The sequence below is a fragment of the uncultured Marinobacter sp. genome, assembly GCF_963974375.1.
Lineage (GTDB): Bacteria > Pseudomonadota > Gammaproteobacteria > Pseudomonadales > Oleiphilaceae > Marinobacter.
Map to the genome: position 1 here is coordinate 1 of NZ_CAXBDN010000312.1, position 4,490 is coordinate 4,490.

The following is a 4,490-nucleotide window of genomic DNA, read 5'->3' on the forward strand; positions in this document are numbered from 1 at the left end:
GAATCAATTATATGGCTCAGAAAGGAGGCGGAATGAAAACCGAAAAAGAAATGCACGAAGAAGAGAGAGACCTCGCGCTCATGGAGACAGAGTCTATTCCAAAATGGGAAAAAGCTGTCACCACGACGATTGACCAGATGCGTGATGTTCTTGCCGAGGAGGAGGCTGAATACATCCAATCACTCAGCAGCAAAAATTTATTGCACTACGTCAAAGATGAAATCATATCGCAATACAGTGACGATGAGGTCAGAAAAAAACATCGCAGAATTTTACTTGAGTTGTAGGTGATTGATGAAAACGAATAACCCCTATCCGGAAGCACCAATTACTATCATTCCGATTGAGTTGTGGAGTGACGAACAGCAGGATCAATACATTGCTGCTCGCGTCAAGCTACACCAGGATGCCGAGTACGAGAGACTAACTGGCGGCGATCTGCCGCTTTGTTCTGACCTTGAGCGATGGGCCAGACCGTCCACATGGGCAGTCAAGAAGATTGTTAATAAGCGAGCCATGCGCGTCTTTTCATCGGAACAAGAAGCACAGCAATACTTTGACGACAAGAAGCTGGACAACAAGCATTGCATCGAGGAACGCAAAGGAAAGAACGTGCGATGCGAGGGTGATTACTGCGGTGTGGCTAAATGGTGCGATCAGTTTCAGGCAATCAGAAATGGCATCCTTTGATTTAGATAAATCTATCAGTATAGAGTTTCACGGGCAGGATGAGATAGAGCGCAAGATGCTGGGCCTGTGGGCTGATCCTAGATTCAAAACGGTGAATCTGGGTATGAAGCTGGTAGGCGATAATGTGCAGATCACCATGAACAAACACCATGTGACCGATATCAGTTTCCTGGTATTTGAGCAACTTGCAGTCAAAGAATTAGCAGAAATTATTATCAGACAAGCGAAAGAAAAATTTAACCAGTAAGGAGAAAGTAAAGTGAGCGAGGAACAAAACAGGCTTGTAGGAGCCGTTGTCAAGATGTCTGAGTTACCCGACTCGGAAAAGGTTGACATCAGGGGTAAGCGTTACGCGGAAGTGCATACGCGAGTCCAGATTTTTCGGGAAACCTACGGCGATGATGGCAAGATTATCTCCACGATTCATGTTGCAGATGATACTAAAGTTCTGGCAGAGACCTCTATCAGCGTATTTGTCGATGGATCATGGCGAGTTATTGCCAATGATTTTGCAGAAGAATACAGGGCCAGCGGTCCAGTCAACAAGACCAGTGCGGTTGAGAACTGTCTTACCAGCAGTATTGGCAGGGCGTTGAGTGCTTGCGGATTGTCAGGCGGTAACTACGCTTCTTTTGATGAAGTGAACCATGCCATCAATGACAAGGCAGAAGCACCAGAACCGAAGCCTGAGAAGCCAGCAGCAAAGAAAAAGGCTAAACCAAAGGCTAAACCAAAGGCTAAACCAAAGGCAAAGGCAGAGTCTGAACCAGAACCTAAACCAGAGCCAGGTCCAGAAACAAAAGACATCGAGGACTACACATTTGGCGAAATGGGAGAAATTACCAGCAAGGATGGCGCAGAAGGGCTGGTCACTATAATGCTTGAACTGGCAACGGAATTTGCTGAAACACCAGACCAGTTGAAGGATTTTTACAGGGCCAACAAAGCGACCGTTGATGTTCTCGACAGGGACTGGAATGAGCAGTACGAGCAGTTGCGAGAAGGATTTGTAAAACTCAAAGATAATTTAACCGAGAAGGAGACAGAATGAACTTTCCAAAAACGAAAGGTGGGTTGTGGCAGCACAACAAAACCAGCGATAAGCAGCCCGATGTAAAGGGCCACATCGAGATCACTCGTGATGTTCTCAGGATGCTGGTGAACCAGGCGAAGGCCGGAGTGCCGGAGATCAAGCTACAGATAGCAGCATGGGATCGTACTGCACAGAGCAATGGTCAGCGTTATCAGTATCTTACAGCCGAGGCGTATGTCTCAAAGGAACATCAAGATGCTGTGGCTTCCGTAGACAACAGTAACGAAGCTCCGCCACCCCCTCCGCCACCGCCGGTCGATTCTGGCAAAGACCCGTGGGACTAAGATTTCAGATTGATCCAGAAGCTCACCAGGCCATCTTCAATAAACTGTTGATGGCACTGGCTGGGCGGTTTCCTGACAAGATTCCTGCGATCCGGCACATGATGCCGAGACTGAAGGAAAAGGGCGTTATATTCTCGATTGAGCCGGTCCGAGATGAAAGAACCAAATCACAGGAAAGATATTACCGGAAATGGGCGAGGGAGTTCGGCAAGTTTACAGGCAATACCCCTGATGAAATCCATGAAATTATGTTGTCGAGGACTTATGGCAGCGAACAGGTCGAGACTAAATTTGGTGTGATGAATCGTCCGGTTCAAAGGTCAGCGGACCAAAGCAAAAGCTCTTATTCAGACCTGATTGAAACGCTGATAAGAGAGTCAGCCGAAATGGGATTTATCATCCCGCCGCCAAAACCACCTGGCCCGGAATAAAAAAAGAGCAGCTAGGCTGCTCTTTTTAAGGTCGCTTGGTTCCTATGGGTCCATATATAATCTTGGCTCGCTTTGTTTTTCTGGGTCTCTATAACTTAGTGGCTAGCTTTTGATTAATGGGTTTCTACCCTAATCTGGCTCGCTTGCTGGTGATGGGTTTCTTGCTCACCATAGCGTGACTCGCTTAACACTTCTGGTCTTCTAATGGATTTTGGCTCGCTTTGCGCCTGTGGTTTTCTCGTCAAGACTGACTCGCTCCGTACATATGGGTTTATTAAGCTGTTTGGCTCGCTCATTCCTTCTGGGTTTCAATCATGTGTAATGGCTCGCTTATATGTTTTGGGTTTCTTTCGTCGTCTGGCTCGCTACGATACCCTGGGTTTCTTCGTTGATATGGCAAATTAAAAATCATGCGGCCTTACCGTGAATCATCTTCAACTTGGCCTTGCTGTACTCAGCCGCTACGGGCAGACCTTCCAGCTTGCGCCAGTTGTAATACAGGTCAACCAGAAAGAGTTTGACCGTATATCGTATAGCCATGTTGTTGATGTGTCCCTTTGATTTCTCGGCATGGGCTGGCATATTGCTGATCCGATGCTTGTAGTTGTCGTATATCTCACGGTACTTGCCGTTCGTTTTTACAAACGATGATCCCAGCACACCTATCAGCTTGGTTTTTAAGAAGGGGTTAAAGCTAATCCCCATCTTCTTCTGTTCCTTGCCCTCAGCGTCAGTGTAGGTTTGCTCTACCAGGTGTTCTTTCTTTCTTGAGCGCCCTGCGCCCTTGACCACATCCAGCCCTGCATAGGCCCAGAGGCTAGATGGATACTCGGCCTTGTGAATATCGAACCCACTGATTATTACTGCCGCCATAGTCGGGCCAACACCCTTCACATCTTCCAAGAAGTTTCTGTAGATGTCGAAGTCTCTCACAGCGTACTTGAGTTGCTTCAGGGCTTCATCCTCATTGGTCACCAGCCTGTCGTATTGCTGAACTAATGCAAACTCAGAGAAGTCACTTATCAGCCCGTCCTCTTTGAATCGGCGCGGGGTCATGGTCGCAACACCGTCCGTTATCTTCTTGTAAGATTCCCGAAGGCTTTTCAGCAGACGTTTAGAGTCTGCATCCAGGGCATCTTCAGGTTGGCTCGGTTCTTGACCGATTTTGACCTTGAAGTTGCTGACAATGTTATTGCCAACCCTGATGCGGGTTTTTTGGATGCTGTAAAAGCCATTGACCGCAGCTTTCAGCATTGATCTTTGTAATTGGTTTTCCATTTTGATTTCCTCGCTGTCGGGTTTAATATCCGTTCACGTAATACTGCATTTTTTCCCAGTCTTGATGACTCAGGAGTGCTTTAGATTCATGGTCGTGGAGCAGTCGTCGTGCTGTTTTCACCAGGTTGTTGAGCGTCAGTTGTTGCTTTGTCCTTAGAAATTCTCTTTCAATCGCCAGCCTGTCATGCAGATCAGCAATGACGGGATATTCCTTTCTCGGAACATTAGATAACAGGGCGATGGTTTTCGATAATGTCTCGATCACTTCCTGAATTTCTGGCGTTATTTCCTCTGACTCCCTGCGCCTTCGCTCCTCAAGCTCAAGCTGATGATTCCAGGCATCATCGCTGTCAGTTTCCTCAGTCGTTGTAATTCGTTCATCATTCATTGGTTTTCCTCGCTGAACTCGCTATAAACGAGAGAATATCTGGCTGCAAGACCCTCCAACGCGAGTTGCTCCCGATGTGGCCGCCAGATGTCAAGATTTATCAACAGTGATTGGTTCCCGTCTCGGACCTCCACGATTACATCTGTTTCTCCGGTCGGAGTTGACCACGCCAGAGAATGAAAATCTTTTTCCTGAATTGTCTGAGATGAGCCGATTGACCTGGAAATAATCAGAGTAACGTCGTTGATTAGCCACGGGTTCCATTTCCAGTTATCCGCAAGTTTCTGTTGTGCTTCTGATCCGCTTATCTCGATCTCATTGTATGT

9 protein-coding genes are annotated in these 4,490 nt (G+C 47.1%); 6 read left to right on the forward strand and 3 right to left on the reverse strand.

Annotated features, from left to right (window positions below; genetic code table 11):
- The 6 genes from AAC035_RS18945 to AAC035_RS18970 form a co-directional block, all read left to right on the forward strand.
- On the forward strand, positions 1–287 hold a 287-nt coding region (locus AAC035_RS18945; RefSeq protein ID WP_339806669.1), incomplete at its 5' end, for a hypothetical protein.
- A gap of 7 nt (positions 288–294) precedes the next feature.
- Entirely contained in the window at positions 295–690 is a 396-nt protein-coding gene (locus AAC035_RS18950) for a hypothetical protein (protein WP_339806670.1), read from the forward strand.
- Complete coding sequence (locus tag AAC035_RS18955; protein ID WP_339806671.1) at positions 677–937, forward strand: hypothetical protein; 261 nt, start codon at positions 677–679, stop codon at positions 935–937. Before AAC035_RS18950 ends, AAC035_RS18955 begins: the two co-directional genes overlap by 14 nt.
- 12 nt (positions 938–949) lie before the next feature.
- A complete protein-coding gene (locus tag AAC035_RS18960) occupies positions 950–1,741 on the forward strand; it encodes a hypothetical protein (protein ID WP_339806672.1) in 792 nt (263 codons plus the stop codon).
- Positions 1,738–2,067: a hypothetical protein gene (locus AAC035_RS18965; RefSeq protein ID WP_339806673.1), complete on the forward strand. Its 330-nt coding sequence runs from the start codon at positions 1,738–1,740 to the stop codon at positions 2,065–2,067. The genes AAC035_RS18960 and AAC035_RS18965 overlap by 4 nt, the downstream gene beginning before the upstream one ends.
- Entirely contained in the window at positions 2,058–2,498 is a 441-nt protein-coding gene (locus AAC035_RS18970) for a hypothetical protein (RefSeq protein WP_339806674.1), read from the forward strand. The genes AAC035_RS18965 and AAC035_RS18970 overlap by 10 nt, the downstream gene beginning before the upstream one ends.
- Positions 2,499–2,906: 408 nt before the next feature.
- Here the strand turns inward: AAC035_RS18970 and AAC035_RS18975 are convergent, their stop codons facing one another.
- From AAC035_RS18975 to AAC035_RS18985, 3 genes are all read right to left on the reverse strand, one after another.
- On the reverse strand, positions 2,907–3,776 hold the full coding sequence (locus AAC035_RS18975; RefSeq protein ID WP_339806675.1) for a hypothetical protein: 870 nt from the start codon (positions 3,774–3,776) through the stop codon (positions 2,907–2,909).
- Between the two features lie 22 nt (positions 3,777–3,798).
- Positions 3,799–4,164, reverse strand: coding sequence for a hypothetical protein (locus tag AAC035_RS18980; protein ID WP_339806676.1), 366 nt, complete (start codon positions 4,162–4,164; stop codon positions 3,799–3,801).
- A partial coding sequence (locus tag AAC035_RS18985; RefSeq protein WP_339806677.1) for a hypothetical protein occupies positions 4,161–4,490 on the reverse strand: 330 nt, incomplete at its 5' end. The genes AAC035_RS18980 and AAC035_RS18985, both read right to left, overlap by 4 nt.

What these genes read in the sequence shown, in the direction of transcription:
- AAC035_RS18950 (WP_339806670.1), top strand. Translation starts at nt 295, where the DNA reads ATGAAAACGAATAACCCCTATCCGGAAGCACCAATTACTATCATTCCG.
- AAC035_RS18955 (WP_339806671.1), top strand. Translation starts at nt 677, where the DNA reads ATGGCATCCTTTGATTTAGATAAATCTATCAGTATAGAGTTTCACGGG.
- AAC035_RS18965 (WP_339806673.1), top strand. Translation starts at nt 1,738, where the DNA reads ATGAACTTTCCAAAAACGAAAGGTGGGTTGTGGCAGCACAACAAAACC.
- AAC035_RS18975 (WP_339806675.1), bottom strand. Translation starts at nt 3,776, where the DNA reads ATGGAAAACCAATTACAAAGATCAATGCTGAAAGCTGCGGTCAATGGC.
- AAC035_RS18980 (WP_339806676.1), bottom strand. Translation starts at nt 4,164, where the DNA reads ATGAATGATGAACGAATTACAACGACTGAGGAAACTGACAGCGATGAT.